This window comes from Tepidimicrobium xylanilyticum (assembly GCF_900106765.1).
Taxonomy (GTDB): Bacteria; Bacillota; Clostridia; order Tissierellales; family Tepidimicrobiaceae; genus Tepidimicrobium; species Tepidimicrobium xylanilyticum.
In genome coordinates, this window is the sequence record NZ_FNNG01000015.1 from 30,222 (window position 1) to 54,831 (window position 24,610).

The 24,610-nt window shown below is 34.8% G+C and carries 26 protein-coding genes; all 26 read right to left on the reverse strand.

Annotated features, from left to right (window positions below):
* Window positions 1–29: 29 nt before the first annotated feature.
* Entirely contained in the window at window positions 30–500 is a 471-nt protein-coding gene (locus BLV68_RS12950) for an HAD family hydrolase (protein WP_093754512.1), read from the reverse strand.
* A gap of 16 nt (window positions 501–516) precedes the next feature.
* Window positions 517–1,260, reverse strand: coding sequence for a phosphate ABC transporter ATP-binding protein (locus BLV68_RS12955; protein WP_093754514.1), 744 nt, complete (start codon window positions 1,258–1,260; stop codon window positions 517–519).
* Window positions 1,261–2,097 (reverse strand): PstA family ABC transporter permease, encoded by an 837-nt coding sequence (locus BLV68_RS12960; protein WP_093754516.1) that lies wholly within the window; start codon window positions 2,095–2,097, stop codon window positions 1,261–1,263.
* Window positions 2,098–2,115: 18 nt separating this feature from the next.
* Complete coding sequence (pstC, locus tag BLV68_RS12965; RefSeq protein WP_093754518.1) at window positions 2,116–2,979, reverse strand: phosphate ABC transporter permease subunit PstC; 864 nt, start codon at window positions 2,977–2,979, stop codon at window positions 2,116–2,118.
* Window positions 2,980–3,020: 41 nt separating this feature from the next.
* Window positions 3,021–3,953 carry a phosphate ABC transporter substrate-binding protein gene (locus BLV68_RS12970; protein ID WP_093754520.1) on the reverse strand — a complete coding sequence of 311 codons (933 nt, stop codon included), beginning with the start codon at window positions 3,951–3,953 and terminating at the stop codon, window positions 3,021–3,023.
* Between the two features lie 122 nt (window positions 3,954–4,075).
* On the reverse strand, window positions 4,076–5,905 hold the full coding sequence (locus BLV68_RS12975; protein ID WP_093754522.1) for an ABC transporter ATP-binding protein: 1,830 nt from the start codon (window positions 5,903–5,905) through the stop codon (window positions 4,076–4,078).
* A complete protein-coding gene (locus BLV68_RS12980) occupies window positions 5,895–7,637 on the reverse strand; it encodes an ABC transporter ATP-binding protein (RefSeq protein WP_093754524.1) in 1,743 nt (580 codons plus the stop codon). Before BLV68_RS12980 ends, BLV68_RS12975 begins: the two co-directional genes overlap by 11 nt.
* Before the next feature lie 112 nt (window positions 7,638–7,749).
* Complete coding sequence (locus tag BLV68_RS12985; RefSeq protein ID WP_093754526.1) at window positions 7,750–7,977, reverse strand: MoaD/ThiS family protein; 228 nt, start codon at window positions 7,975–7,977, stop codon at window positions 7,750–7,752.
* Window positions 7,978–8,082: 105 nt separating this feature from the next.
* Window positions 8,083–9,915 (reverse strand): aldehyde ferredoxin oxidoreductase family protein, encoded by a 1,833-nt coding sequence (locus BLV68_RS12990; RefSeq protein ID WP_093754528.1) that lies wholly within the window; start codon window positions 9,913–9,915, stop codon window positions 8,083–8,085.
* Window positions 9,916–10,057: 142 nt separating this feature from the next.
* Complete coding sequence (locus BLV68_RS12995) at window positions 10,058–11,404, reverse strand: sigma-54 interaction domain-containing protein (protein ID WP_234949928.1); 1,347 nt, start codon at window positions 11,402–11,404, stop codon at window positions 10,058–10,060.
* A 5-nt stretch (window positions 11,405–11,409) separates the two neighbouring features.
* Entirely contained in the window at window positions 11,410–11,862 is a 453-nt protein-coding gene (locus BLV68_RS13000) for a hypothetical protein (protein ID WP_093754532.1), read from the reverse strand.
* Complete coding sequence (locus BLV68_RS13005) at window positions 11,859–12,302, reverse strand: MOSC domain-containing protein (protein ID WP_200773792.1); 444 nt, start codon at window positions 12,300–12,302, stop codon at window positions 11,859–11,861. Before BLV68_RS13005 ends, BLV68_RS13000 begins: the two co-directional genes overlap by 4 nt.
* 12 nt (window positions 12,303–12,314) lie before the next feature.
* Window positions 12,315–12,791, reverse strand: coding sequence for a cyclic pyranopterin monophosphate synthase MoaC (gene moaC, locus BLV68_RS13010; protein WP_093754534.1), 477 nt, complete (start codon window positions 12,789–12,791; stop codon window positions 12,315–12,317).
* A gap of 1 nt (window position 12,792) precedes the next feature.
* Entirely contained in the window at window positions 12,793–13,749 is a 957-nt protein-coding gene (gene moaA / locus BLV68_RS13015; protein WP_093754536.1) for a GTP 3',8-cyclase MoaA, read from the reverse strand.
* 93 nt (window positions 13,750–13,842) lie between these two features.
* Window positions 13,843–14,136 carry a hypothetical protein gene (locus BLV68_RS13020; RefSeq protein WP_093754538.1) on the reverse strand — a complete coding sequence of 98 codons (294 nt, stop codon included), beginning with the start codon at window positions 14,134–14,136 and terminating at the stop codon, window positions 13,843–13,845.
* Between the two features lie 295 nt (window positions 14,137–14,431).
* Complete coding sequence (locus BLV68_RS13025) at window positions 14,432–14,854, reverse strand: hypothetical protein (RefSeq protein ID WP_093754540.1); 423 nt, start codon at window positions 14,852–14,854, stop codon at window positions 14,432–14,434.
* A 413-nt stretch (window positions 14,855–15,267) separates the two neighbouring features.
* A complete protein-coding gene (lpdA, locus tag BLV68_RS13035) occupies window positions 15,268–16,644 on the reverse strand; it encodes a dihydrolipoyl dehydrogenase (RefSeq protein ID WP_093754544.1) in 1,377 nt (458 codons plus the stop codon).
* Window positions 16,645–16,663: 19 nt separating this feature from the next.
* Complete coding sequence (locus tag BLV68_RS13040; RefSeq protein ID WP_093754546.1) at window positions 16,664–17,962, reverse strand: dihydrolipoamide acetyltransferase family protein; 1,299 nt, start codon at window positions 17,960–17,962, stop codon at window positions 16,664–16,666.
* A 15-nt stretch (window positions 17,963–17,977) separates the two neighbouring features.
* Window positions 17,978–18,958, reverse strand: a complete 981-nt coding sequence (locus BLV68_RS13045) for an alpha-ketoacid dehydrogenase subunit beta (RefSeq protein ID WP_093754548.1) — start codon at window positions 18,956–18,958, stop codon at window positions 17,978–17,980.
* 1 nt (window position 18,959) lies between these two features.
* Window positions 18,960–20,042 carry a pyruvate dehydrogenase (acetyl-transferring) E1 component subunit alpha gene (pdhA, locus tag BLV68_RS13050; protein WP_093754550.1) on the reverse strand — a complete coding sequence of 361 codons (1,083 nt, stop codon included), beginning with the start codon at window positions 20,040–20,042 and terminating at the stop codon, window positions 18,960–18,962.
* A gap of 197 nt (window positions 20,043–20,239) precedes the next feature.
* The gene (locus tag BLV68_RS13055) at window positions 20,240–21,562 is read right to left on the reverse strand and encodes an ATP-binding protein (protein ID WP_093754552.1); all 1,323 of its coding nucleotides are present in this window, start codon (window positions 21,560–21,562) and stop codon (window positions 20,240–20,242) included.
* 3 nt (window positions 21,563–21,565) lie between these two features.
* Entirely contained in the window at window positions 21,566–22,276 is a 711-nt protein-coding gene (locus BLV68_RS13060) for a LytR/AlgR family response regulator transcription factor (protein WP_159428701.1), read from the reverse strand.
* Window positions 22,277–22,741: 465 nt separating this feature from the next.
* On the reverse strand, window positions 22,742–22,867 hold the full coding sequence (locus BLV68_RS15285; protein ID WP_143035288.1) for an AgrD family cyclic lactone autoinducer peptide: 126 nt from the start codon (window positions 22,865–22,867) through the stop codon (window positions 22,742–22,744).
* A gap of 125 nt (window positions 22,868–22,992) precedes the next feature.
* Window positions 22,993–23,139 (reverse strand): hypothetical protein, encoded by a 147-nt coding sequence (locus BLV68_RS15510; protein ID WP_159428702.1) that lies wholly within the window; start codon window positions 23,137–23,139, stop codon window positions 22,993–22,995.
* Window positions 23,140–23,378: 239 nt separating this feature from the next.
* Window positions 23,379–23,963, reverse strand: coding sequence for an accessory gene regulator ArgB-like protein (locus BLV68_RS13065; RefSeq protein ID WP_093754557.1), 585 nt, complete (start codon window positions 23,961–23,963; stop codon window positions 23,379–23,381).
* A gap of 223 nt (window positions 23,964–24,186) precedes the next feature.
* On the reverse strand, window positions 24,187–24,507 hold the full coding sequence (locus tag BLV68_RS13070; protein ID WP_093754559.1) for a hypothetical protein: 321 nt from the start codon (window positions 24,505–24,507) through the stop codon (window positions 24,187–24,189).
* Between the last annotated feature and the right edge of the window lie 103 nt (window positions 24,508–24,610).

The window sequence follows — 24,610 nt, forward strand, 5'->3', positions numbered from 1 at the left end:
CTGCCTATTAAAATAATATTTTATATCTGTTAATTTCTAAGTGTTGCTTTCATCTTGCCTCCATTTAATATTATTCCTAAGCCCTCCAAAATGGATCTAACCACTATATCTGCATGGCTTAGAAGCTTGCCTGAAGCCCCTTCTCCTTCTATAACGGCTATGGATAAAATGGATTCTTGAAACATGGGAATATCGTTATAGCCATTGCCTACACAGAGGGTTTTACTACCGTCTAATTTCCTTACTATATCCCTTTTAGATGCCCCTGCGTTTTCCTTGGGAAAGGTCAAAACCTTTACATCTAAACCACTGCATTCCCTCTCTACAGTTCCATAGGTGTCCGCAGTTAAAATATATATATTAACATAATCCTTTAACTTCAATAATAGCTCCCTCACTCCATCTATTATCCTTCCATCCACTGCTATAGTTCCATTATAATCTAACACTACATTTTCTACTTTTATAGTACTTCTACCTGGTATTTCATATATTAGCATAGTATATTACCTCCAATCAGCCAAATATTCCCTCAACATATTCTTTAGTTCTCCTATCCTTTGGATTTGAAAATATTTTTTCCGTTTCATCATATTCTACCACTTCTCCATCCAGTATGAAGGCAGCATAATCAGATATCCGTTTAGCCTGAGAAAGGTTATGGGTTACTATAATTATGGTATAGTCTTTGGATAGATCTTTCAACAATTTCTCTATATTTGCAGTATTTTTAACATCCAAAGCTGAACAAGGCTCATCTAATAATAATATTTCTGGCTCTGCGGTAAGAGCCCTCCCTATACAAAGCCTTTGTTGTTGCCCTCCAGACAATTTGGTAGCAAGCATATTAAAATCACCCTTTAACTCATCATAAAGGCCCACCTTTTTTAAAGTGTTTTCTACTATATTGTTTAACTTATCCTTATCCCTTATGCCGTAATACATGGGAGCATAGGTTAAATTTTTATATATAGAAAAAGGGAAAGGAATAGGCCTTTGAAATACCATTCCTATCATCCTTCTAACATCCTTCTTTTCGTAGGACAGTATGTCCTTCCCATTAAAGAGTATTTGTCCTGTAAACTGCCCACCATTTTCCTCTAACAATAGATTTATAGTAGTTAGCAAAGTGGACTTTCCACAGCCAGAAGGCCCTATTATGGCTGTTATCTTATTCCTCTTAATGTCCATGGAAAGATCCTTTATTACTACCTTATCCCCATATCTAACCGATAGATTTTTAATTTCAAGTACATTCATCTATCTATATTCCTTTCTCTTTAAATTTAGCATTATAGATATTATATTTATAATAAGAAGGAGTAACATAAGGACCAATGCAGTCCCATAGGCTTTTTCTAAAGATATGCCCTCTCCAGTCAAAATATATAGGTGGAAGGGAAGAGCCATTACTGGTGAAAATAAAGATTCAGGTATAGGTGCAAACATTACAGCAGCAGTTAATATAATAGGTGAAGCAGCCCCCATTGCAAAACCTCCTGCTAAAGTAATTGCAGATATTATATCTGCCCTACACATGGGAAGTATTATTTTAAACAGTGTATATACTTCCGATACTCCAAGGGCATAGGAGGAAGTAATTACGGCCTTGTCCACTTCTGTTAACGTCTTTTCCACCCTTATCTGGATAAAGGGGAATATCATAATTCCCAAAGTTATTCCCCCAGATAATAAAGACCTTCCAAATCCTAAGTACAATACCAATAAAGCATATCCAAACAGTCCCAAAACTATGGAAGGAACTCCTGACATACACTGTATTATTAAATGGATAAGCCTCTTAATCTTATCCGACTTGCAATAGAATACTACATATATTGCAGTTGAAATAGCAAGTATTGAAGAAAATACACATGCAATTAGCATGAGGAGTAAACTACCTACAATAGCAGGAAATATACCGCCTTCTGCTCCTATGGGAATGCCCCTTGGTTCGCTAAATAGAAACTCCATATTTATTGAATTAATTCCATTTACTAAAATATACCCGAATAGAAAAACTACTATTGATAATACTATAAGAGCACTTAATAGGAGCCAAATCTTAAACAGACAATTTTTAATTCTTTCAACCATAAAATATCAGTCCTTACCTTAAATATCCATCTTTGCCTTAATAGAATATATTAGTATATTTACTAAAAGTAACATTATCATAAGAACAAAGCCCGATGCAAAAAGTGCATGATAATGTAAGCTTCCTATATCTGCCATTCCCATTTCTAAGGCTATAAGAGAAGGTATAGTTTGAGCTTTCCCAAATAATTTAGGCATTATAGGGGCATTGCCTATAACCATCATAGTGGCCATGGTTTCACCCATTCCCCTGCCTAAGGCTAATACTACACTGGCAACAATGCCTCTTTTACTTGCTGGTAATATTATGTTCCTTATCATATAGGATTTGGATACTCCCAGTGCTTGAGATGCTTGGGAGTATTTTTCATATATCTTATCCATGGTTTCATCACAGGTGGAAATTATAAAGGGCAGCAACATAACCGAAAGTACTATACCACCAGCCAGAACCGATTCCCCTGCTGCAAAGGAAAATTTAATTTCAAAGAATTTAACTACCACCAGTAGCCCAATAAAGCCATATATTACCGAAGGGATACCAGCCAAAATATCTATAATCCCCTTTATAAACCGCTTTATCCTATCATTTGTATAAGATGATAATATTATTGCAATACCAACCCCTAAAGGCAGGGATATACATATTCCCACTATGGAAACGTAAATGGTTCCCATTATGATTGACAATATTGACAAATTCTCTGGTGGCCCTAATGGGTTCCAGCTTCTACCCCCAATAAATTTCCATATTGGAACTTCCTTAAAAAATACTAGACTTTCATTGAATATGAATATTACTATAAAAGCTAGTAATAATACGGATGAGAAAGTAAGCAGCTTTATTATCCATTTAAAAGCTTTCTCCCCTATTCTCTGCATATAATCACCTCAAAAAAATTCAAGGGCATTAGCCCCTGAATCTAATTTGCTGGTACATAACCCATTTCTTCTATGATTTGTGATCCTTTTTCAGACATAATAGCATCCATAAAGGCTTGTTGTGCTGGAGTTAATTCGCCGCTTTTAACCACTATTAATGGCCTAGATATTTTATAGGAACCATTTATGATGTTCTCTTTTGTAGGTTCAACTCCATTCACCTTTAATGGTATTAGCTTTCCTTCATTTTGATTTACCATTCCGAAAGAAGCATATCCAATAGCATTCTTGTTTTCTATTATCTTAGTCACCAATGCACCCATTGAAGGGGCTTGAATTGCATCTTCCCTTACCTGAGTATCTCCCATTATAGCATTTTGAAATACTTCATGAGCTCCCCCACCAATATCCCTTATAACTACGACTATCTCTTCATGAGCCAGACTGCTGTCTATTTCATCCCAGTATTTATATTCCCCTGAAAAAATCTTCTTTATCTCTTCAGAGCTCAAATCATCTTTTATAGTATATAATGGATTTTCTGGATTAACGGATATAGTTAGAGCATCTACTCCCAATTTAAAAGCATTCATATCCTTTATTTTTTCCTTTTCTTCATCCTTAATCTCCCTTGCTAACATACCAAAATCGCTGGTTCCCTCTATAACCGCTTTAGCTCCTGCTCCTGAACCGCCCGCAGAAACATATATGATTATATTTTCTTCAGGAAAACTGGAATCTACATTATTCCAAGTTGTGTGTTCTTCTATAAAGCCTGTAGCTATTGCTGAAATTACAGGTGCTAAGGTAGAAGAACCACTAAAGGTAATTTGAGCTTTAAAATCCCCATTTTCCCCCGCTTTCTCAGCAACTTCTCCATTTTCTGAAGATGGCGTTTCTTGATTGCTACAGCCAGCTACTATTAGCGAAAAAGCTAATATGAGGCAAAGCAATATGGTAATTCGTTTGTTCATAACTTTTCCTCCCCAATATAATTATTCTATTTATTACCCTACTAACTAGTCACACAGTCAATTGTATTATATATGTTCAAAGGGAGGCCAATTAAATTTTCTTATAGTTAGTTGTTCTATTATCAATTTTCTTTATAGTTTCCTTCATACTGGCTCATATAAAGCTTATAATAGGCTCCTTTTTTATTTATAAGCTCATTATGATTGCCTTTTTCCACTATTTTGCCATCCTTTATTACTATAATAATATCTGCATCCCTAATGGTGCTAAGCCTATGGGCAATTATAAATGTTGTTCTTCCCTTCATTAGATTTATCATGGCTTCCTGTATTTGAAATTCAGTCCTAGTATCCACATTAGAGGTAGCTTCATCTAGTATTAATATAGAAGGATTGGCAAGAATAGCCCTTGCTATAGCCAATAACTGTCTTTGCCCCTGGCTTAAATTTATGCCACCTTCCAACAACATACTATTATATCCTTTTGGTAACCTTTCAACGAATTCACTGGCTCTACTCATTTTAGCAGCTTTTTCTATTTCCTCATCCCTTGCATCAAGTCTACCATATCTAATGTTATCCTTTATAGTTCCGGAAAATAGATAGGTATCCTGAAGCACCATTCCAAACATTTTTCTCAAACTATCCTTCTTATAGTCCTTAATATTAATCCCATCAATTAATATTTCTCCCTTATTTATTTCATAAAAACCCGTTAGCAAATTTACTATAGTTGTTTTACCAGCTCCAGTAGGCCCTACCAAAGCTACATTGGTCCCAGGCTTAACTTTAAATGATATATCCTTCAAAACCTCTTCTCCCTTTTTATATTCAAAGGAAACATTTCTAAACTCCACTTCTCCCTTAATATGGTCTGCTTGAATAGCATCTTCTCTATCCTTCCTCTCTTCTAATTCATCCAGTATCTCAAAAACCCTTTCAGCTCCTGCTATTCCAGATTGTAACATGTTAAATGTACTTGCCAATTCATTTAGTGGCATGGTAAACTGCCTCGAATAGGATATAAAACTGGCAATAATTCCCACAGAAATAATACCCCTTACAGCTAAACTGCCACCGAATATAGAAATTACAGCAAACCCAATATTGCTTATAACATTCATTAAAGGCATCAAATATCCAGACCAGATTTGAGCTTTAACTCCCACATCCCTTAATACGTGGTTCTGCCTTTTAAATTCTTCCAATACCTTTTCTTCATTATTAAAGGCCTTTACCACTTGGATCCCAGATATAGACTCTTCAATATGAGCATTTAACTTCCCTAACGCCCTTTGTTGTTCTAAAAATAAAGCCTTAGTCTTGTTAGCTATAGTTTTAGTCAGCAAAAAGACCAAAGGTACAGTGATTAAGCTGGCTAAAGTCATGAGCCAGCTTAAATATATCATCATGACTAAAGAACCCAATATATTTATTACTGAAGTCATAAGCTGTATGATAGACTGGGAGATGGTAGTGCTTATATTATCCACATCATTAGATAGTCTACTCATTATCTCTCCATGAGTCTTGACTTCAAAATATAAAATGGGTAAGGATTGAAGCTTATCAAATAATTTTTCCCTGATCTTATGTACTACCCTCTGGGCAATTCCTACAACTATAAACTCCTGAAAAAATACAAGGCCATTGCTAAAAAGATATACCAGTAATAAAATCAATAAATAGACCTTTAAATCCTTAAATTCTACAAGCTGTGCCCCCGGAACCATGGCATCTATAGCTTTTCCAATTAGGAAGGGTACAAGTAAAGTTAACCCAGATGATATCAATATCAATAAGAAGGTTATAAATAGCCCCTTTCTTTCTCCTTCAAAAAAACCCAAAAGCCTTTTCAAGGTATATTTCATATTCTTTGGCTTTTCTACTGGGAAAATAGCATTTCTTCCACCAGAAATTCCTGCTAATCCTCTTCTTCGCCTAGGATCCATAAATAACTTCCCCCTTCCCGATCTGTGAGCTGTAGATGTCCATATATACTTGGCAATTTTTTAAGAGTTCCTCATGAGTTCCTATTCCCACTATCCTGTCATTATCCATGACCAGTATTTTGTCAGTATCCATTACCGTAGTTATCCTTTGGGCTATAAGTATGGTGGTAGTATCCTTTAGAAACCCCTTTAATCCTTCTCTAATCTCCTTTTCAGTTATCAAATCTACTGCAGAAGTGCTATCGTCTAATATAAGTATGGAAGGCTTTTTTATCAAGGCTCTAGCTATTGAAATTCTCTGTTTTTGTCCTCCTGATAAATTTACTCCTCCCTGACCTACATAGGTATTATAGCCTTCATTAAAGGAAGTTATGAAATCATGAGCTTGAGCAATCTTAGATACCTTAACTACCTCCTCAAAACTAGCCTCCTCATAACCCCATTTTATATTGTCCAATATGCTACCAGTAAACAGCAGAGATTTTTGGGGCACTATAGCAATACTATCCCTTAACTGATTTAAGTCCATTTTCTTTACATCTATACCATCTATCTTTACCTTTCCTTCATTTACATCATAAAATCTGGGAATTAAATTGATTAAAGAAGTTTTCCCAGAACCAGTAGAGCCGATTATCCCAAGCATTTCTCCTGAATTTATGGAAAAATTTATGTCTTCCAAAACATATTTCCAATTAGAGTGGTATTTAAAGTATACATGTTCAAATTCCACATGACCTTTTATATTGTTTAATCTAACGGGGCTTGGAGTTTCAAAAATGGTATTCTTTTCAGCAAAAACCTCACCAATCCTTTCTGCAGATGCCCTAGCCCTTGTATACATGTTCAAAACCCTAGTCATCATTCTAAGGGAAAAATGCACCATTAACATGTAGTTTACAAAGGCCATAACTTTGCCAACCTCAATATTTGCATTGTTAACCCTAATTCCTCCAACCCATAAGATAACTAAAATCCCAATGTCTGCTATCAACCCCACTAGGGGATTAAAAACTGCCACTATCCTCATTCCTTTAAGAGTACTATCCCTTAAATTATCATTAACTTGTTTAAAGCGGTTCCTTTCATAATTGAACCTATTAAAAGCCTTTACTACTCGAATCCCAGCTAAATATTCTCTCATAACTCCATTAACTTTATCTAAAGCAATTTGCATCTTCTTAAATATAGGATAGGATAATTTTAAATTCAATATTATGACTGCTCCGCCTATGGGAATGGTTCCAATTAATATTAATCCCATCTTATAATCCAGTAAAAATGCCATTATTACTGCTCCAATTAAACGGATTGGAGCCTTTACAAATATTCTCATCATTCCATGGGAGAAATTCTGCACCTGGTTTACATCATTAGTCAGCCTTGTGATTAAAGAAGCATCTTGAAATCTATCTATATTATCAAAAGAAAACCCTTGGATTTTAATGTAGAGATCTTCCCTCAAATCAGCGCCAAAACTTTGGGAGACTTTAGAGGAGTATATATTTCTGGTAACAGCAAAAATTGCTCCTAATAAAGTAATAAAGATCATTAATCCACCTAGTTTAAAAATATAGTCCATATCCCTATTCCTTACACCTTTATCTATAATCAGAGACATTATAGTTGGACTAACTACATCCACTAAGGTTTCAAGGAATATTATGGAAGTTGCTATAAAATACTGTTTTTTATACCTATTGATATATTTTTTCAGATATTTTAAATCCATTTTATTCGCTCCCAATACAATTTTATCCATTATACCATATTGTATTATTCTTCAAAATATAAATGGAAATGAAAATAATAAAAGATTGCCTAAGCAATCTTTTTGATACATTCTAGCCTCCTCCTACAGGTGGAAATAGGGATACAACATCTCCATCCTTTGGCTTACGACTAGCAGGGCCATCTATTCCATTAAGTAATAACATGCTTACTTCATTTTCATCTATGTTTAAATGTTTTATTATATCTGAAAGAGTAGTTCCCTCTTCAAACTCTAAAACTTTTCTTTTCCATCTTCCCTCTCTAAAGTGAGCAAACAACCTAACTTCAACCTTAATCATAGCCACACTCCCTTTGTTTTATTATATAATAATAAACCTTTCCATATCAATGGTCTAATTTGAAGAACCCACTTCAAATAGAAAAAGCCCTTTTTGGGGCCTTTTCTATTTAGTTGCAAATCCTATATACTTTTTATATTTTTCAAGACCTAATCTTTCCAAAGTTTCCTCAGTGGGTACTCCATTTTCATCCCAACCTCTTACTTCATAATACTCTGGAAGTAGTTTGCCTAATTGATGTACATGGCCTTTAGATGGACCCTCTTTTATTGGTTCTTCTATCAATCTCTTAGGTAGTGTATCTTGAGAACTATCTATTCCTTCTCGTAAGTTAAATAGCTTCTCGAGATTCCATATCCTTTCTCCAGCTTCAAGTAAAGAGTTATCATCATATACATCCCCACATACTGCATTATACATGTCTACATAATCGGGTAATACTAATCCGAAGGTACTAAATATGCATAATCCCATAGAATCGATAGCTGCTGTTAAATCATGGAATAGTTTAGCGTAAGCAGCCTTTCCTTCTAGAGTAAGTCTATCCAATTTTTCAGGATAACCCAATATTTCGGGGCTAATCATATACCCTTTTACGTGGCAGCCACCTCTATTGCTAGTCGCATAGGTTATTCCATGCCCTTGAATTCCCCTTGGATCATAGGCTGGTAGTTCTTGTTTTTTAGCTGTCATGGATAGCTCAGGGACTCCATAGGACTCGGCTAATCTGTATGAGCCATTGGCCAATTTATCTCCAAATCCTTCCCTCAACCCAATCTTTTTAGTCCAGCCAACTATGGCCTTTGGATCTCCCCATTTTAAGCTTAATCCATCTGCTTCTATCTCATCATCCTTTATATATCCCTTTTCGTAGAGTTCCATAGCTGCAGCTATAGTGGCTCCGGCGGAAATAGTGTCTATTCCGTATTCATTACATAGATAGTTAACTTCATTTATTGCATCAAGGTCATATACATCACAATCTCCTCCATAAGCCCATATAGTCTCATATTCTGGGCCTCCAACAACAGAACCATCGGCTAATTCAACTACCCTACCACAAGCTATTGGGCATCTATAGCAAGCAGCATTTTTCACCAAATGTTTTTCAGCTAGAGTTTCTCCGGAAATTAAATCTGCATTTTCAGTATAAGAGTATTGGAAATTCTTTACTGGAAATACTCCCGACTCGTTTATAATATTTACTAGGACTGCTGTCCCATAGGAAGGTAATCCTTCTCCTGCAACAGGATCATTTCTTAATATTTTCACCTTTTCTGCTGAAACCTTTTTAGTCCTCTCTTCATCGAATAAAGGTACTTTTTTGCTTCCCTTTACAACTACAGCTTTTAAGTTTTTAGAGCCCATTACTGCACCTACACCGCCACGACCTGCTGCTCGATCTAAATCATTCATAATTGATGCAATTAAGGATAGCTTCTCCCCAGCAGGACCTATAGATAATATGTTAGCCCCTTCATGTTCTTTTTTTAGGATTTCAGTAACCTCTGATACCTTTTTACCCCAGATATGGGAAGCATCTTTAATTTCAACCTTATCATCCTCAATATACAGATATACTGGCTTATAAGCTTTGCCTTCAAATATTATTGCATCATATCCAGTTGATTTGAATTTGGGACCCCAAAATCCACCAGAATTAGCTGTAGCAATACCCCCAGTTAGTGGAGATTTAGTAATGACCATATACCTTCCACTAGTTGGAACTGGCGCTCCAGTTAATGCTCCTGTTGCTATTATCAATTTATTTTCTTCGCTAAATGGCTCCACATTTGCTGTAACTTCATCCATCATAATCTTAACCCCTAAGCCCCTGGCGCCTAAATATTTTTGGGCAACCTTTAAATCTAGAGGTTCATCTTTCACAGTTCCTTCCGTTAAATTAACCCTAAGGATTTTCCCCATATATCCACCCATACTCATTCCTCCTTACCCTTTATTAGTATTTGATCTGCTATCATTTTAAATATGCACAATTTATGCCAAAAAAATAAAAGCCCTAATATGAACGTTTGTTAAAGGCTTTTATTTAAGCTGTTCTACTCTTGAACAGTTCACTCTAATCAGATTGTTCTGTTATGGAACAGTGTTCCGATTCGGCACAGTCTATTTCATATTTGGTCATCTTCCTGTAGAGGGTATTCCGCCCAATGCCAAGGGCTTTTGCCGTTTTGGTAATATTATAGGAAAATATTTTCAGAACCTTTATTATATGCATCTTTTCCACATGGTCTAACATAAGATGTTCATATTTATAATTCTCTATATCCTTTGGTTTAAATTCAATTTTCTCCCCTTCCAGTTTAGGCATATAACCTAAATTTATTGATAGCTCAATGAAGTTTTCCAATTCCCTAACATTACCAGGCCAATTATAGTTCATTAATTCATCCATCTTTTCTTTAGATACAGAGATTTTTTTCTTATTTAATCTTAATGAAATCTTCTCCATGAAATAATCGACTAATAAAGGTATGTCATCCTTTCTTTCTCTTAAGGGAGGAATTCTTATGGGGAGAACATTTAATCTATAAAATAGGTCCTTCCTAAAGTACCCCTTTTCCACTTCTTCTTTTAAATCCCTATTGCTTGCTGCGATTATTCTAACATCCACAACTTTTTGATCTAATCCTCCAATTCGAGAAACTGTACCCTCTTCTATTACCCTTAAAAGTCTCGTCTGCATATCATAAGGCATTTCTCCAATCTCATCTAGGAATATGGTTCCTCTATGTGCCAATTCAAATTTCCCAGGACGGCCTTCTTTTTTTGCTCCAGTAAAGGCCCCTTCTTCATAGCCGAATAATTCCGATTCAATCAAACTCTTAGGGATAGCACCGCTATTGATGGCAACAAAAGGTTCATTTCTTCTGCTGCTGTAATTATGAATGGATTGAGCAAATACTTCCTTCCCTGTACCCGATTCTCCTGTAATAAGGATAGTGGATTTAGAATCAGATATTTCCTTGGCAAAATGAATTAGTCGAATAAAACGTTCATTTTGAGATATTATCTTATCAAAGGTATATATGGCTTTATTTTGCGATATCCTATCTGCCATTTTTCTCTCTTTTTTAGTAACATCAAAGATGTATATAATATCCTTTTTTTCACCATTAGCATTATATATGGGATAGGCCGATAAGGTAAATCTAATCCTATTGGTCTTGGCATTGATGAACACTTCTTCATCTATTATGCTTTTTTTATCCATAAGAAGTTTCTTAATCTCGTTAGGCTCCTTAAATAGGATGAATATGGGTTTTGCTACAATGTTTGCATATTTGTATCCAAACATATCTAATAGCTTATTATTAACATTTTTCACATACCCTTCCCCATCGGTAATAGCTATCCCTAAGGGTATGTTCTTTATAACCTTATTAACATATTCCCTATAATCCATTCTAATCACCTAACCCATATAAAATCGGTGGGCTCCATTAAATTCACTCTATCACCTATCTTTATAAAGCCTCCTCTTATAATCTTAGTAAATAATACATCCTTAGTAAGAGGACATAAATTATTCGATATGAACAAATTACATTCTGGAAAACATTTCTTTCCTATGGAGGTAATCTCAAGGATTGTATCTCCTATAATAATTCTCTGTCCTAGCTTAAGTTCCTCTACATTCAAACCTCCAATGGTAATATTTTCATAGAATCTATAGCTACAAATCCCCTTAAGGCTTTTATCCTCTAAATATTTCCTTACCCTAAGGGTAGCTATTGAAATTTCTCTACTACCTCCTCCATTTACATTGCTAACTAGCCCATGTCCCTCCTTAAGCTGACCTTCTTCGATTTTTTCAACCTTCCCACCTTTTTTCCTCTTAATAAACAAGGATAAAACTTTCATTCAAGCACCTCTATAATATCTCCCTGTTTTACTACTCCGCCTTTTACAACCTTTGTAAATATGCCTTCCTTAGGCATAATACATTTCCCCACCTGTTGGGATATGGCACAGCCTGTATGACACTGTTTTCCTATTTGAGTCACCTCTTGGATGGTTTCCCCAATTCTTAATCTTGTACCAACAGGAAGTTCATGTAGAATTATTCCCTCTGTAGTTATGTTTTCTGCAAAATCTCCATGGCTTAATCCTTTTATTCCTAAATCTTTCATCTTTCTATAACTCTCAATCCCTAAAAGGCTAACCTGCCTATGCCATTTCCCGGCGTGGGCATCTCCTTCTAGCCCATAATCCTCTTTAAATATTCCCTTTTCTACGGGCTTTTTTACTACTCCTTTCTTTTCAGAAACATTTATATCTAAAACCATTCCAATTTTCTTCATAATGTCTTCCTCCTACTGGGCTTCTTTTCTGATATATTCTCCCGATCTGCCACCTGATTTTTTAATCAATTTAATCTCTTCAATGACCATATCTTTATCTACTGCCTTACACATATCATAGATGGTAAGTGCAGCTATGGATACGGCTGTTAAGGCTTCCATTTCTACCCCAGTTTTCCCAACAGTTCTTACTTGTGCCTCTATCTCTATTGCATCTTCCAATATATTAAAGTTGATGTCAGAACCGCTTATAAATATATTATGGCACATTGGAATTAGCTGGCTAGTCATCTTAGAGCCCATAATACCGCCTATTTGGGCTACAGAGAGTACATCCCCTTTTTCTATCAGCCCTTCTTTAATCAGCTTTATGGTTTCCTCCTTCATCCTTATCCTGCCATAGGCTACTGCCAGCCTTTTGGTATCCTCCTTTTCTCCCACCTCTACCATACGAGCTCTACCTTCTTTATTAAAATGGGTAAACTTCATATTAACCTCCTATCTGGTACATTTTCTTTGATACATATACTCCATCTTCTAAGTTATGGGATTCAGGCTTTTTAGATATAGCATCCATTATAATTTTTTCTATGGCTTGGCCCCTTCTTAAGGCCTCCCTTAGATCTATTTCAACATCCGAATGCAGGCATAGTTTTAGTTTCCCCTGGGATGTTAGCCTTACTCTATTACAGTTTTTACAGAATTTACAGGATACGGGGTTTATAAGCCCAACTTTGCCCTTACCATTGGGCAGTTTATAATAGACTGCAGGGGAGGATGGGTCTTCTCCATCTATTTTTATTAAGTTGGGTACCCTCTGTAATACTATTTCATTGGATAGGAAATGGTCTGCTTTCAGTTTTATGGCTTCCCCTATGGGCATTAATTCAATGAACCTAACATCGATTTCTTCCTTTTCCGTTAGCCTTACCAAATCCTCTATTTCATCATCGTTAAATCCACCTACTAAAACTGTGTTAATCTTAATTGGAGTAAGCCCCACTTCTTTTGCAGCTTCAATCCCTTTCATTACCCTTTGTAAACTCCCAATTCTAGTTATAGATGAATATTTTTTATCATCCAGGGTATCCAAGCTAATATTTACCCTCTTAAGGCCTAAGACCTTTAAGTCCTTGGCATATTCCTTTAACAATAGGCCATTGGTGGTCATAGCAAAATCCCTTATTCCCTCCAATTTGCCTATTCTCTCCACTATATCCAATATTCCCTTTCTTACTAGAGGTTCTCCTCCTGTAAGCCGTATTTTATTAACTCCTAATTTTACAAATATCTTTGCTATTCCCTCTATTTCTTCAACAAATAATATATCCTTATGGTCTACTTTAGGTATTCCTTCTTCTGGCATACAATATATGCATCTCAAATTACATAGGTCGGTTACGGAAATGCGTAAATAGTTTATCTTCCTTCCATATTGATCTTTCACATTTACACCTACTTTAGTTTGAAAATTATGATGATTATTATAATTATATCATAATAAAAGTTGTTCTAAAATACGATTTTAGAACAACTTTCTTTATCCTTCTACGAAGTTGAAAGGATCAAATTGAATACTTACTGGTAAGTATCTAGGATATAGTTCAAAGCTATACACCTTGCCATTAGAATCTTTAAATGAAACAAAATAGCTTTCATGAATAGGAGAATAATCGATATCGTGAAAAATCAAATCCTTATGAGGGTAATTTTTCTTCACATAATTTATTGCATAAAACTTTCCAATCTGCTTTGGCACAAATCCCCCTATCCACAGTATTAGCATTATGCCTATTATGTATATTATTATCAACTTTTTGCTATCTTTTATCATTTCTCCCTCCCCTTTATTTACCCTTCATATATCTATAACGAAAAAGACAATTAAACTTTGGCAAATTTATTTCAGTTTTTGCTAAATATATAGTTATCATACCATATTTATTCTAGTTTTTGTTGTATTCGGTACGAATGGTAGGAAAAAAAGCACGAATAGCACATAAGAAAAGTTAGGTCTCTTAACCTAACTTTTCTTACACTTTATCACATGTGTATAGGCTTATCTATAGAACCAAAGGCTGCTTCTGATATAATAAAAATAATCCTACTTTTTATCTTATTGCTTTATATCAATTATATTCCCGTTTACTGTGTCTATCTAAAGTATCTCTTTGAATTTCTATAAGTTCATTTTTCAAGTTCTCTATTTCCGTTGTATCACCATCATTTTCAATTAATTTAATTAGCTTTTTAATTCCATTCCTTGTATTATAAAGGTACTGGCTAATATTAGTTTCTTCAATTCCAAATACATATTCAAAATAAGCTTTTGTTGAATCTATATATCCATCCACAGCATAAAGTTCTTCAAGTTTAATTGGCTCTTGAGATAGCACTGGCAAAACATAATCTCTAGGTAAGTATATAGTTATTTTATCTAAAATAAACTTTTGGAATTGATTTGCTCTATTATTGTGTTTTCTTAATTCCATAAGAAATGAAAAATTCAATAAGCACAAAATGATAATTATTAATATTATAATTCTTTTCATTATCTCTCCTCATTAAAACTTTACGCTAAATGATTTGTTAGCATAAGCTTTACGGTAATAAGTAAATGCTCCTACTCTTGGTGTATAAGTACGTATTCTATACTTTAACTCAGCACTAAATTCACCATCAGCTTCACCATAGCGATTGGTATTTACCATAAAAAATAATGGCAAGTATCTAGTATCACAATCTATACGTTCAGACCACGAACTCTTTATCGTTAAACTGTTAAAAATATCACCCTTTATCCTTCTTTTTAATTTAATCCTCAAATATAAACTCTATTCCCTTTTACTGCTATTTTACCATATTTATCTTATATTTTGTGGAATTCGGTACGAATGGTAGGAAAAACGGTACGAATAGCAAAAAGAAAAGTTAGGTCTGTCAACCTAACTTTTCTTACACTTTATCACATGTGTATAGGCCTATCTATGGAACCAAAGGCCGCTTCCATAACTGCTTCCGATAGGGTAGGATGGGGGTGGATGGCTTTGGCAATATCATAAACCGTTGACTCCAATTGCATAGCAACTATGGCCTCTGAAATCATATCTGTGGCGTTACTAGCCATAATGTGAACTCCTATAACTTCCCCGTATTCATTATCGGATATGATTTTTACAAAACCTGTAGCTTCTCCTTCCGCTAAGGCCTTACCATTGGCAGCCAGCGGGAACTTACTTACTGTAATATCGTGACCCTTTTTTCTAGCCTCTTCTTCTGTTAGCCCAACGGATGCCAGTTCAGGGAAGGTATAAATGCCGGTGGGAACTATATTATAGTTCATGATGCTATCTATTCCCATTATATTTTCCGCTGCTACAATCCCCTCAGCCGAGGCCACATGGGCTAAAGCAAATTTCCCATTTAAGTCCCCAATAGCATATACTCCCTTTACGCTGGTTTCTAACCTTTTATTGGTTTTAATAAAACCTTTAGAGTCCAATTCAAGATTTAAACCTTCTATTCCCTTTAGCTGGGGTTTAAGCCCAAGGGATATAAGGTATTTATCCCCTTTAAATAGCTTTTCTTCCCTTTTATGGTCAATTAAGATACCATTTTCAGTAATGGACTTCAGTTTAGTATCGGTTACAATATTTATTCCTTCTTTAATTAATTGTTTTTGAAGAGTTAAAGCCATCTCCTCTTCTACGCTTGATAGTATTCGCTTAGACCTCTGGATTAATGTTACGTTGGAACCCAAGGTGTTAAAAAGAGTTGCAAACTCAACGGCAATTACACCACCGCCAATTATAACTAACTCCTTAGGAATTTCCCTCAACTGTAAGGCTCCTTTGCTATTTATAACCCTTCCAGATTCTAAAGCTTCCTTTAACCCCTCAATTTCAGGGAAGTTTTCTTTTGCTCCTGTAGCTATTATTAGATTTTTCCCTGTAATAACCTCTCCATTAACTTCAACCCTATTCTTATCTAGAACCGTTCCTACTCCTTCATATAGGTCTATCTTATTCCTCTTAAATAGTGTGTATATCCCCTTTACTAATCTGTCTACAACTCTATCTTTTCGCTTTAATAGCAGGTTCCAATCTACTTTAACCTTTGAATCATCGATCCCAACTATTCCAAACTCCTTGCCCCTTAGCATATCCCTATATAGCTTAGCAGTTTTTAAAAGGGTTTTGGTGGGAATACAGCCCCAATTAAGGCATACCCCCCCTAACTTATCCTTTTCTACTACTGCAACCTTACCCCCTAGCTGGGCTGCCTTTATGGCAGCCACATAGCCTCCAGGGCCTCCCCCTATTATTATCACATCGTATTTCATATTATCACCTTCATCCTTTCTATGATTTTAATAGGAGCACTTCTGGATCCTCTAGTAGTTCTGCTAACATATTTAAGAACCTTGCTCCGCTAGCTCCATCAATTATTCTATGGTCATATGATAAGGATAAAGGTAATACCCTGGCAATTACTATTTCATCGTCCTTTACAATCGGCTTTTTAACGATTCTGCCTACGCCTAAAATGGCCGACTCGGGGTAATTGATGATTGGAATTCCAAAGTGCCCACCAATGGAGCCATAATTGGTTATGCTAAAGGTGCTGCCCCTTAGTTCATGGAGTTCTATTTTATTTTCTTTAGCCCTGCTGCTTAAATCCTCTATTTCCTTAGCTATTTCAATTATGCTCTTCTTGTCAGCATCCCTTAATACTGGCACCATCAAGCCCCTATCGGTATCGGTAGCAATTCCTATATGGTAGTAATGCTTAAGCATCAGCTCTTCCCTTTCCTCATCTAAGGAAGAGTTAAACTCTGGTAACTGTTTTAATACTGCAATTACTGCCTTAACGATAAAGGGTAGGAAGGTTAGATGGATGCCTTCTTCCTTTAGCTTTTCCTTATATTTCTTCCTAAATTCATATAATTTAGTTATATCTATTTCATCCATGGCAGTAGTATGAGGGATTGTAAATCTGGATGCCTTCATCTGTTCTGCTATGGTCTTTCTAATTCTTGTTAGTGGAATCCTTTCTATTCTTTCTTCCTCTCCTGATATTGTTGGCTCTACTACTTCAGGCAATTTTGGTTTTTCTACTTCCTTGGTCATTTCCTCCTTGGTCCTATAGATGTCTTCCTTCATTACCCTGCCATTAGGCCCTGTACCCTTTATCTTGGTAATATCGACTCCTAAATCCTTAGCAAGTTTCCTTGCAACGGGAGTGGCTAATACCTTTGACTTCTTAGGCTTTTCTTGGGTAGGAACAACTTGCCCTTCTGTGCTTGGAGGAATTTCCTCAGAAGATGCTATTACCTCTCCTACTACTCCAGCAGTTTCCTCTTCTACTAGCTCTTCCTTTTCATCCAATTCACCCTTAACCACTTCATCGGCTTCTCCTTCACCTGAAGTATCTATGGTAATAAACACATCCCCTACGTTAATTACATCTCCTTCTTCTGCTTTTAACTCTAATACCCTTCCCGTTTTTGGAGAAGGTATTTCTGTAGTAACCTTATCGGTTTCTACTTCAGCCAGGGATTGGCCTTCTTCAACTTCTTCCCCTTCCTTAACCAGCCATTTCATAAGGGTTCCTTCAGCAATTCCTTCACCTATATCTGGAAACCTAAATTCAAATTTCATACTATTACCTCCTCCCTAAAACTTAACTACTTCTTCTATAGTCTTTGCTATTCTCTCTGGAGATGGGATATAGTGCATCTCTCCTCTTGGCAAGGGGAAAGTGGTGTCGAAACCAGTTACTCTTGTAGGTGGAGCTTCCAAATACAAGAAGGCCTTTTCGTTAATAACTGATACTATTTCTGCTCCTACTCCTAAAGTCTTAGGTGCTTCATGGACAATTACAGCTCTGCCAGTCTTCTTGACGGATTCAACGAAGGTTTCTCTATCCATAGGAGAAATGGTGCGTAAATCTATTATTTCAGGATAGATCCCCTTTTCTTTCACCATTTCACTAGCTTTTTGTACATCCCTTACCATGGCACCCCAGGTTATGACGGTAACATCTTCCCCTTCTTCTACAATCCTAGCCTTTCCAATGGGTAGTTCATAGGCTTCCTCTGGAACCTCCTGTCTAAAAGCCCTGTAGATTCTCTTTGGCTCCAAGAATATTACTGGGTCTGGATCCCTAATGGCCGCTATAAGAAGGCCTTTTGTATCATATGGGGTAGAAGGTATTACCACCTTCAGGCCTGGAATGTGTGCATATAGTGCTTCCGTACTTTCAGAGTGGTGTTCTAAGGCCCTTATTCCTCCTCCATAGGGTGCTCTAATGACCATTGGTAGATTATAACGGCCTCGGCTTCTATTTCTCATCCTGGCCACATGGGATATTATCTGGTTAAAGGCAGGATAGGAAAATCCCATAAACTGCAGCTCTACTACTGGCTTCAAGCCATTTATAGCCATTCCTACACCTGTTCCTACAATGGCAGATTCTGCAAGGGGGGTGTCGAATACTCTATGCTTTCCAAATTTTTTCTGGAGATTAACGGTAGCCCTAAAAACTCCTCCTTCAACTCCTACGTCTTCACCATAAACTACTACAGTTTCATCCTTTTCCATCTCATTCATTAGGGCTTGGTTTACAGCTTCTACTATATTTAACTTATTAGCCATATTATTTACCTCCTTCTAAAAAAGATTTATATTCCTCAAGTTGCTCTTCTAAATGTGGAGGCATGGTTTCATAATGGTATTTGAATATATCTTCAATTAGGGTATCCGATTTATTTTCAATTTCTTCAAAGGTGGATACTACCTGGTCATCTAATTCCTTCTTGGTCTTTTCCTCCCATTCCTCAGTTAGTATTCCCTTCTTTTGTAAATATTTTTTAAATCTTAGGATTGGGTCCTTTGGCTTCCACTTTTCTACTTCTTCATTTTCCCTATACTTAGTTGGATCGTCAGAAGTGGTGTGTGCCCCTAATCGATAGGTATAAGCTTCGATTAAAGTTGGACCTTCTCCCCTTCTAGCTCTATCTACTGCTTCCTTGCTTGCATTGTAGACGGCAAATATATCGTTTCCATCTACTAATATGCCAGGCATACCATAGGCAATGGCTTTTTGGGCAATGGTTTTACTTGCAGTTTGTTCCTTTCTTGGAACGGAAATAGCATATTGGTTGTTTTGAACCACAAATACTACTGGAGCTTTAAATACGGCTGCAAAGTTTAAGGCTTCGTGGAAATCTCCCTGAGATGTTCCTCCATCTCCTACATAGGCTACCACTACATCCTTTTCACCCTTTATATTATTGGCCATACCAATGCCTGCAGCATGTTGCAATTGGGAAGCGATGGGAACTGAGACGGGTAGTGCCTTAATACCTTCTGGGATGTGGCTGCCCCATTCGTTTCCATACCAATATAGATAGATATTCTTTAGAGGAACTCCTTTGACAAGCCATCCACCTAGTTCCCTAAAGGATGGTACGAACCAATCGTTATCCTCCATAGCATAGGCACTTCCTACTTGGGCAGCTTCTTGGCCTATATTTGGTGCATAGGTTAGCATTCTTCCTTGTCTCTGATAGGATAGGGTTCTTTCATCCATGATTCTTGAAAACAACATGGTTTTATATAGATATAGCAACTCCTCATCTGAAAATGGAGGAATATCTTCTTCTGTTACTACTTCACCATTGGGGTCTAAAACCCTATAGTGTTTTATTTCTGTTGGATCATAAATTTCAAAACGCATTTATTTACCTCCTTCTGTAGGTAATTCCATATTCATATTTTGAAAACCATTATCTGATTTTGATAATCATTTTCAATATATTTATTACCAATATTCTTCCTTTTAAACACAATGATATTTTATGTACAATAATTCTTTTCATACTAATATAGAATGAATAAAAATAGAAAAAGTTAGACTAATGAGCCTAACTCTTATCATAAAGGTAGCATTATATTCAATATAAACTTTCCATCATTATATTCATAATGAAGTATCCCATTATATTTTTCCACTACTGCTTCTATACTTTTCATGCCGAAGCCATGGTTTTCCTTATCTTTTTTGGTAGTCTTAAGCTTTCCATCTTCATCGATTGGATTAATGGATGATGGATTTAATATTTCAATGAATAGATAATCCTTATATGGATTAATCTTCAGGTCAATATATCTTTTATCCTGACTTTTAAGTTTTTCGTTGGCTTCTATGCTGTTATCCAATGCATTCCCCAAAATTGTACATAAGTCTAAAGGTTTAATGGTTAAATTATCTGGAATATTTATTTTCATATCCATTTCTATCTTCTTCTGAGCTCCCTCTGATTTCTTAAGGTTCAATATGGCGTCTACCGCATCGTTTCCAGTTTTAATCCATGTATAGGTTTCAATAACTTCTTCTTTTAGGTCTTTAACATATTCATTAGCTAATTGGAATTGCCCCTTCTCCAATAACTTCTCTATACAGACTATATGGTTCTTAAAATCGTGTTGAAGCTTTTTGACTCCCTCATACATTCTTTCCTTTTCTTCCATTTCCTTTTTAAGCATTTGGTTTTTTATTTCTACTATTCTATAGTTATTTCTCTCCTCATAAAAGCTATTTAACTTTATGAATATATAATAAGTAATAATGACTATTGCTAAGGAGCCTAAACTAATTGTTATCGTCAGATGTTGGATTCCCAAATTTAATTCATTAAGAATCAAGCTTATATTGAATACTGCTAAAAGATTTATTCCGGATATTAAATAAACAAATAATATCCAATACCAATAATATCTGGGAATATCTACATTGTCCTTTTTATAATTATTTTTGGCCATCCTTAATAATATGAATAACAGCAGTTTGGAAATCTGTGATAATAATATTCTATGCCAGGCTTGAGTTTCTATAATATTCTTTATATCCTTCTCAATAAAAGCACTAAAAATGCTAACTATTAAAATATCGCTAAGTATCAAGAAAAAATAAAACATGGTAACGGAAAACACTTTCTCCTTTATATTCCCCTGAAATAATATATAGGATATAAAGAGTAGTATCAGATACAATAATATGGTTCGTATCATGGAATAAATCTTAATTTCCGTCAATATCAATATTAATATGGACAATAATATAATTGATAGGTAATACCAGCCTTTTTTTACCCTTTTATGCCTCTCCAATGTGGTGCTTATAAAACCATAAAAAAGGAGTACTTCTACTAAACAAAGAACATATTCATATAATATCCATAATTTTAGTTGAGGCATTTTTTATCCTCTCCTTGCCACTTTAATAAAGCTTTTTTTCACTTCCTCCATCCTATATCTACTAACGGGAAGTTTTTCGCCATTATCCAAAGTTATATCAAGATTCCCTATGCTCTTTATATAATTTATATTCACCATACAACCTCTATATATCAATATGAAACCTTTAGAGGTAAATTTATCTTCTATATCCTTAAATCTTCTAATGGTTGTTTTGTATTTGGTATCAAAGGTTTTTATATATACATTTCTATCAATAAATTCAAAATAGAGTATATCACTAGTATATATGGATAAATCACCATTTAATGTTTTGAATATACACTTTTCATCTGTTATCTTTTCAATAGAACTTTCTAATGCTTCCTTTAATTCTTTATTTATGTGGGTTTTTCTGATGAACCTAAAGGTATTATATTTAAAAGCCTTATATACTTCTTCTTCCATGGATGTTAAAAATATTAACAGGGTTTCCTCATCCTTTTTTCTAATAATTTCTGCCACCTCTAGGCCATCTAATCTTGGCATACCTATATCAAGGAATATGATATCGAAAGGCTTGTCCTCATTATCATAAGCCTCTAATAAATCCATTCCACTTTCAAATTTATAAATTTTAGCGTCTATATTTTTTTTCTTTAAAATTCTCTCTAGCTCCCTGCCGATATAATCCATAAAATATCTATCATCATCACAAATTCCAATATAGACCATTATTATCATTCCTTAAAGATAATTCTGATTTTAGACTACCATAAACTGTATTTGTAGGCAATAGAAAAACCTCCTTGATTGATACTGGAGGTTTTTCTATTATTATATGTTAAAAATCCTAATACCCCTGAAATACCCTTTATTTCAGCTTGTTTTAGCATGTAAGTGAAACATTTCGCTAGTAAACAGGCTAGTACTATGAATGGAATGGAATATAGTATTGTCAATAATAAGTTCATATTCTCTATATTGGATAAATTATTTATTACGCTGGAATATCCCTCATGAATACGGAAATATTATTAAGACCAATAAGTAGGATACAACTTTTTACCTTGATAATCTTATATTTCTTCAAAATTAATTAATTGCTTAATAATAAATAGCAATTTTATATAATAACCAGCCTAACGTCAACATCGAAGAATTAACTACCCACACACTCTCCTATTACCTTATCTTACCTTACTTCTTCTCTGGCTTCTTTGGTTCAAAGAATATAAACATGGACTGCTTTCCTTCTGCCGTTGAAACTGCTTTCTTTGATAATTTAGCAACATTTTCTAATACCTTTATCTTCATGTTTTTCATATTGTTCCCTCCTTTCTAAAAATTCTTCTTTACATAAGCCTTTCTTTTTGAAAAGGCTTCAATTTTTGAGGGTTTTAATGTTTTTCATAGGTCAGTAAGTTTGCTTCTATGATTAAACTTAATAATTACCACTGGTATCTGCTATTCGATTTTCCCCAATCTGAATACTCTTTTAAATTTTTCTCATAATCAGCCTTATTATGTATATTTAATAAAGACACTACTTTTTCTATTATCTCATCTTTTTCAATATTTAAATTTGTAACAAGCATAATAGAACCTTTATAAAAATCTTGGAAAAACCTGCTATTTATCGCATGTTCAAATCTTTATTTTTTGAATATCAGTTTCTTGTTGTAAGACCTTTCCTTTAATGTTGTTTATTTCTAAGTTATTAATAACAATTTGGCACTAGTATTTTGAACGCTCACTATGCTCATTATCAGAAATATAACCAATATAGCTAATACCTTTTTCAGCACAACATCTCCTTTCCAAAAGTTATATTTGATTAAGTACTCTTATCTAAAAACTTTGCCTTGAGTATTGAATATGCAATTGAAAACTCTGTTAAAGCAAGCATAAGCCATAGGTCTATCAGTTTAGATTTTACTGTATATCCTAAGATTACCATTATGCTCAAAATTAATATTCTTCTTCTAGCTATTTTCTTGTTTTTTAAAATCTCCTCTTCAGTCTTTGGGTTGTTCTTGTTTGTAACGGGAGCAAATTTAAATACGACTATTATAGAAAAAATCAGTGAAAATAACCCGATAATTGGCCTATAAATAGGTACAATTATATTCTTTGCAATTATTAATACAATAAAAACAAATATTGAATAGATATAACATTCATAATAATGTTTTGCATGATAGCCTCCTGTGTAGGATTTCAGAAAAAAATACACAGATAAATATGCTACCGCTGAAATCCAATCCCTTATTAAAAATCCTAGAATCAATATGCTAATGGATGTAAATAAAGTAGAAATAAGTAATTCTAATCCATAGATATAAATATCCCTATCCTCTATATCTATTACTTTATTGGTTATAAGGTAAAAGCTTATATCCTCTGCTAATTTATGTAACATTTAAACCCTCCAAATATTTAAACTTGGTTTATTAAGAATATACCACATTTATCCTTAAATTTGTTTAAAATGGCACGAATGGTAGGAAAAACGGTACGAATAGTAAAAAACGGAACTTTTGTTTTTATATTATTAATTTAATTTAGCAAAAATAGAAATGGGGTAATGGTACTTTTACACCCTTACCCCAAACATAGTTTCAAAAACACTTATCAGTTATATTTTAATAGCTAAAATAAATTTTTCCCTTATAAGTTGCCCTCCATCTTCCGCCGCTAATTTTTTCTAGATTAGTAAGATATAACGTGCCAGACCACCAACCTTCATCATTTTCACTATATTCCCTATAATAATAAGTATCCTTAGCCTCTTCCTTACTAGCATAAATGATATATATAGTTTTATCTCTTGGTAACATAATATTTGGTTCGATAATAACTTCCTCTTTCCTATCCCGTATTTCTGATGCCAAAGCTACATTACTAAATATTGAAAAACACATAACTAAAAGCATGCATATTACTACAATTGTCCCTCGCTTCATAATTATCCCTCCTTTCATACTTTTTCGCTCTGTAAACTTAAATGAAAATTGAGGACTTCAATCCTCTGTGGTACAATGTTTTTGTCATAAAACAAATACCTCC

Bases quoted from the DNA above. Each gene is read 5' to 3' on its own strand.
- BLV68_RS12950 (WP_093754512.1), bottom strand. From the start codon at position 500: ATGCTAATATATGAAATACCAGGTAGAAGTACTATAAAAGTAGAAAAT.
- BLV68_RS12955 (WP_093754514.1), bottom strand. From the start codon at position 1,260: ATGAATGTACTTGAAATTAAAAATCTATCGGTTAGATATGGGGATAAG.
- BLV68_RS12960 (WP_093754516.1), bottom strand. From the start codon at position 2,097: ATGGTTGAAAGAATTAAAAATTGTCTGTTTAAGATTTGGCTCCTATTA.
- pstC (WP_093754518.1), bottom strand. From the start codon at position 2,979: ATGCAGAGAATAGGGGAGAAAGCTTTTAAATGGATAATAAAGCTGCTT.
- BLV68_RS12970 (WP_093754520.1), bottom strand. From the start codon at position 3,953: ATGAACAAACGAATTACCATATTGCTTTGCCTCATATTAGCTTTTTCG.
- BLV68_RS12975 (WP_093754522.1), bottom strand. From the start codon at position 5,905: ATGGATCCTAGGCGAAGAAGAGGATTAGCAGGAATTTCTGGTGGAAGA.
- BLV68_RS12980 (WP_093754524.1), bottom strand. From the start codon at position 7,637: ATGGATTTAAAATATCTGAAAAAATATATCAATAGGTATAAAAAACAG.
- BLV68_RS12985 (WP_093754526.1), bottom strand. From the start codon at position 7,977: ATGATTAAGGTTGAAGTTAGGTTGTTTGCTCACTTTAGAGAGGGAAGA.
- BLV68_RS12990 (WP_093754528.1), bottom strand. From the start codon at position 9,915: ATGGGTGGATATATGGGGAAAATCCTTAGGGTTAATTTAACGGAAGGA.
- BLV68_RS12995 (WP_234949928.1), bottom strand. From the start codon at position 11,404: ATGGATTATAGGGAATATGTTAATAAGGTTATAAAGAACATACCCTTA.
- BLV68_RS13000 (WP_093754532.1), bottom strand. From the start codon at position 11,862: ATGAAAGTTTTATCCTTGTTTATTAAGAGGAAAAAAGGTGGGAAGGTT.
- BLV68_RS13005 (WP_200773792.1), bottom strand. From the start codon at position 12,302: ATGAAGAAAATTGGAATGGTTTTAGATATAAATGTTTCTGAAAAGAAA.
- moaC (WP_093754534.1), bottom strand. From the start codon at position 12,791: ATGAAGTTTACCCATTTTAATAAAGAAGGTAGAGCTCGTATGGTAGAG.
- BLV68_RS13020 (WP_093754538.1), bottom strand. From the start codon at position 14,136: ATGATAAAAGATAGCAAAAAGTTGATAATAATATACATAATAGGCATA.
- BLV68_RS13025 (WP_093754540.1), bottom strand. From the start codon at position 14,854: ATGAAAAGAATTATAATATTAATAATTATCATTTTGTGCTTATTGAAT.
- lpdA (WP_093754544.1), bottom strand. From the start codon at position 16,644: ATGAAATACGATGTGATAATAATAGGGGGAGGCCCTGGAGGCTATGTG.
- BLV68_RS13040 (WP_093754546.1), bottom strand. From the start codon at position 17,962: ATGAAATTTGAATTTAGGTTTCCAGATATAGGTGAAGGAATTGCTGAA.
- BLV68_RS13045 (WP_093754548.1), bottom strand. From the start codon at position 18,958: ATGGCTAATAAGTTAAATATAGTAGAAGCTGTAAACCAAGCCCTAATG.
- pdhA (WP_093754550.1), bottom strand. From the start codon at position 20,042: ATGCGTTTTGAAATTTATGATCCAACAGAAATAAAACACTATAGGGTT.
- BLV68_RS13055 (WP_093754552.1), bottom strand. From the start codon at position 21,562: ATGCCTCAACTAAAATTATGGATATTATATGAATATGTTCTTTGTTTA.
- BLV68_RS13060 (WP_159428701.1), bottom strand. From the start codon at position 22,276: ATGGTCTATATTGGAATTTGTGATGATGATAGATATTTTATGGATTAT.
- BLV68_RS15285 (WP_143035288.1), bottom strand. From the start codon at position 22,867: ATGAAAAACATGAAGATAAAGGTATTAGAAAATGTTGCTAAATTATCA.
- BLV68_RS15510 (WP_159428702.1), bottom strand. From the start codon at position 23,139: ATGCTTGTTACAAATTTAAATATTGAAAAAGATGAGATAATAGAAAAA.
- BLV68_RS13065 (WP_093754557.1), bottom strand. From the start codon at position 23,963: ATGTTACATAAATTAGCAGAGGATATAAGCTTTTACCTTATAACCAAT.
- BLV68_RS13070 (WP_093754559.1), bottom strand. From the start codon at position 24,507: ATGAAGCGAGGGACAATTGTAGTAATATGCATGCTTTTAGTTATGTGT.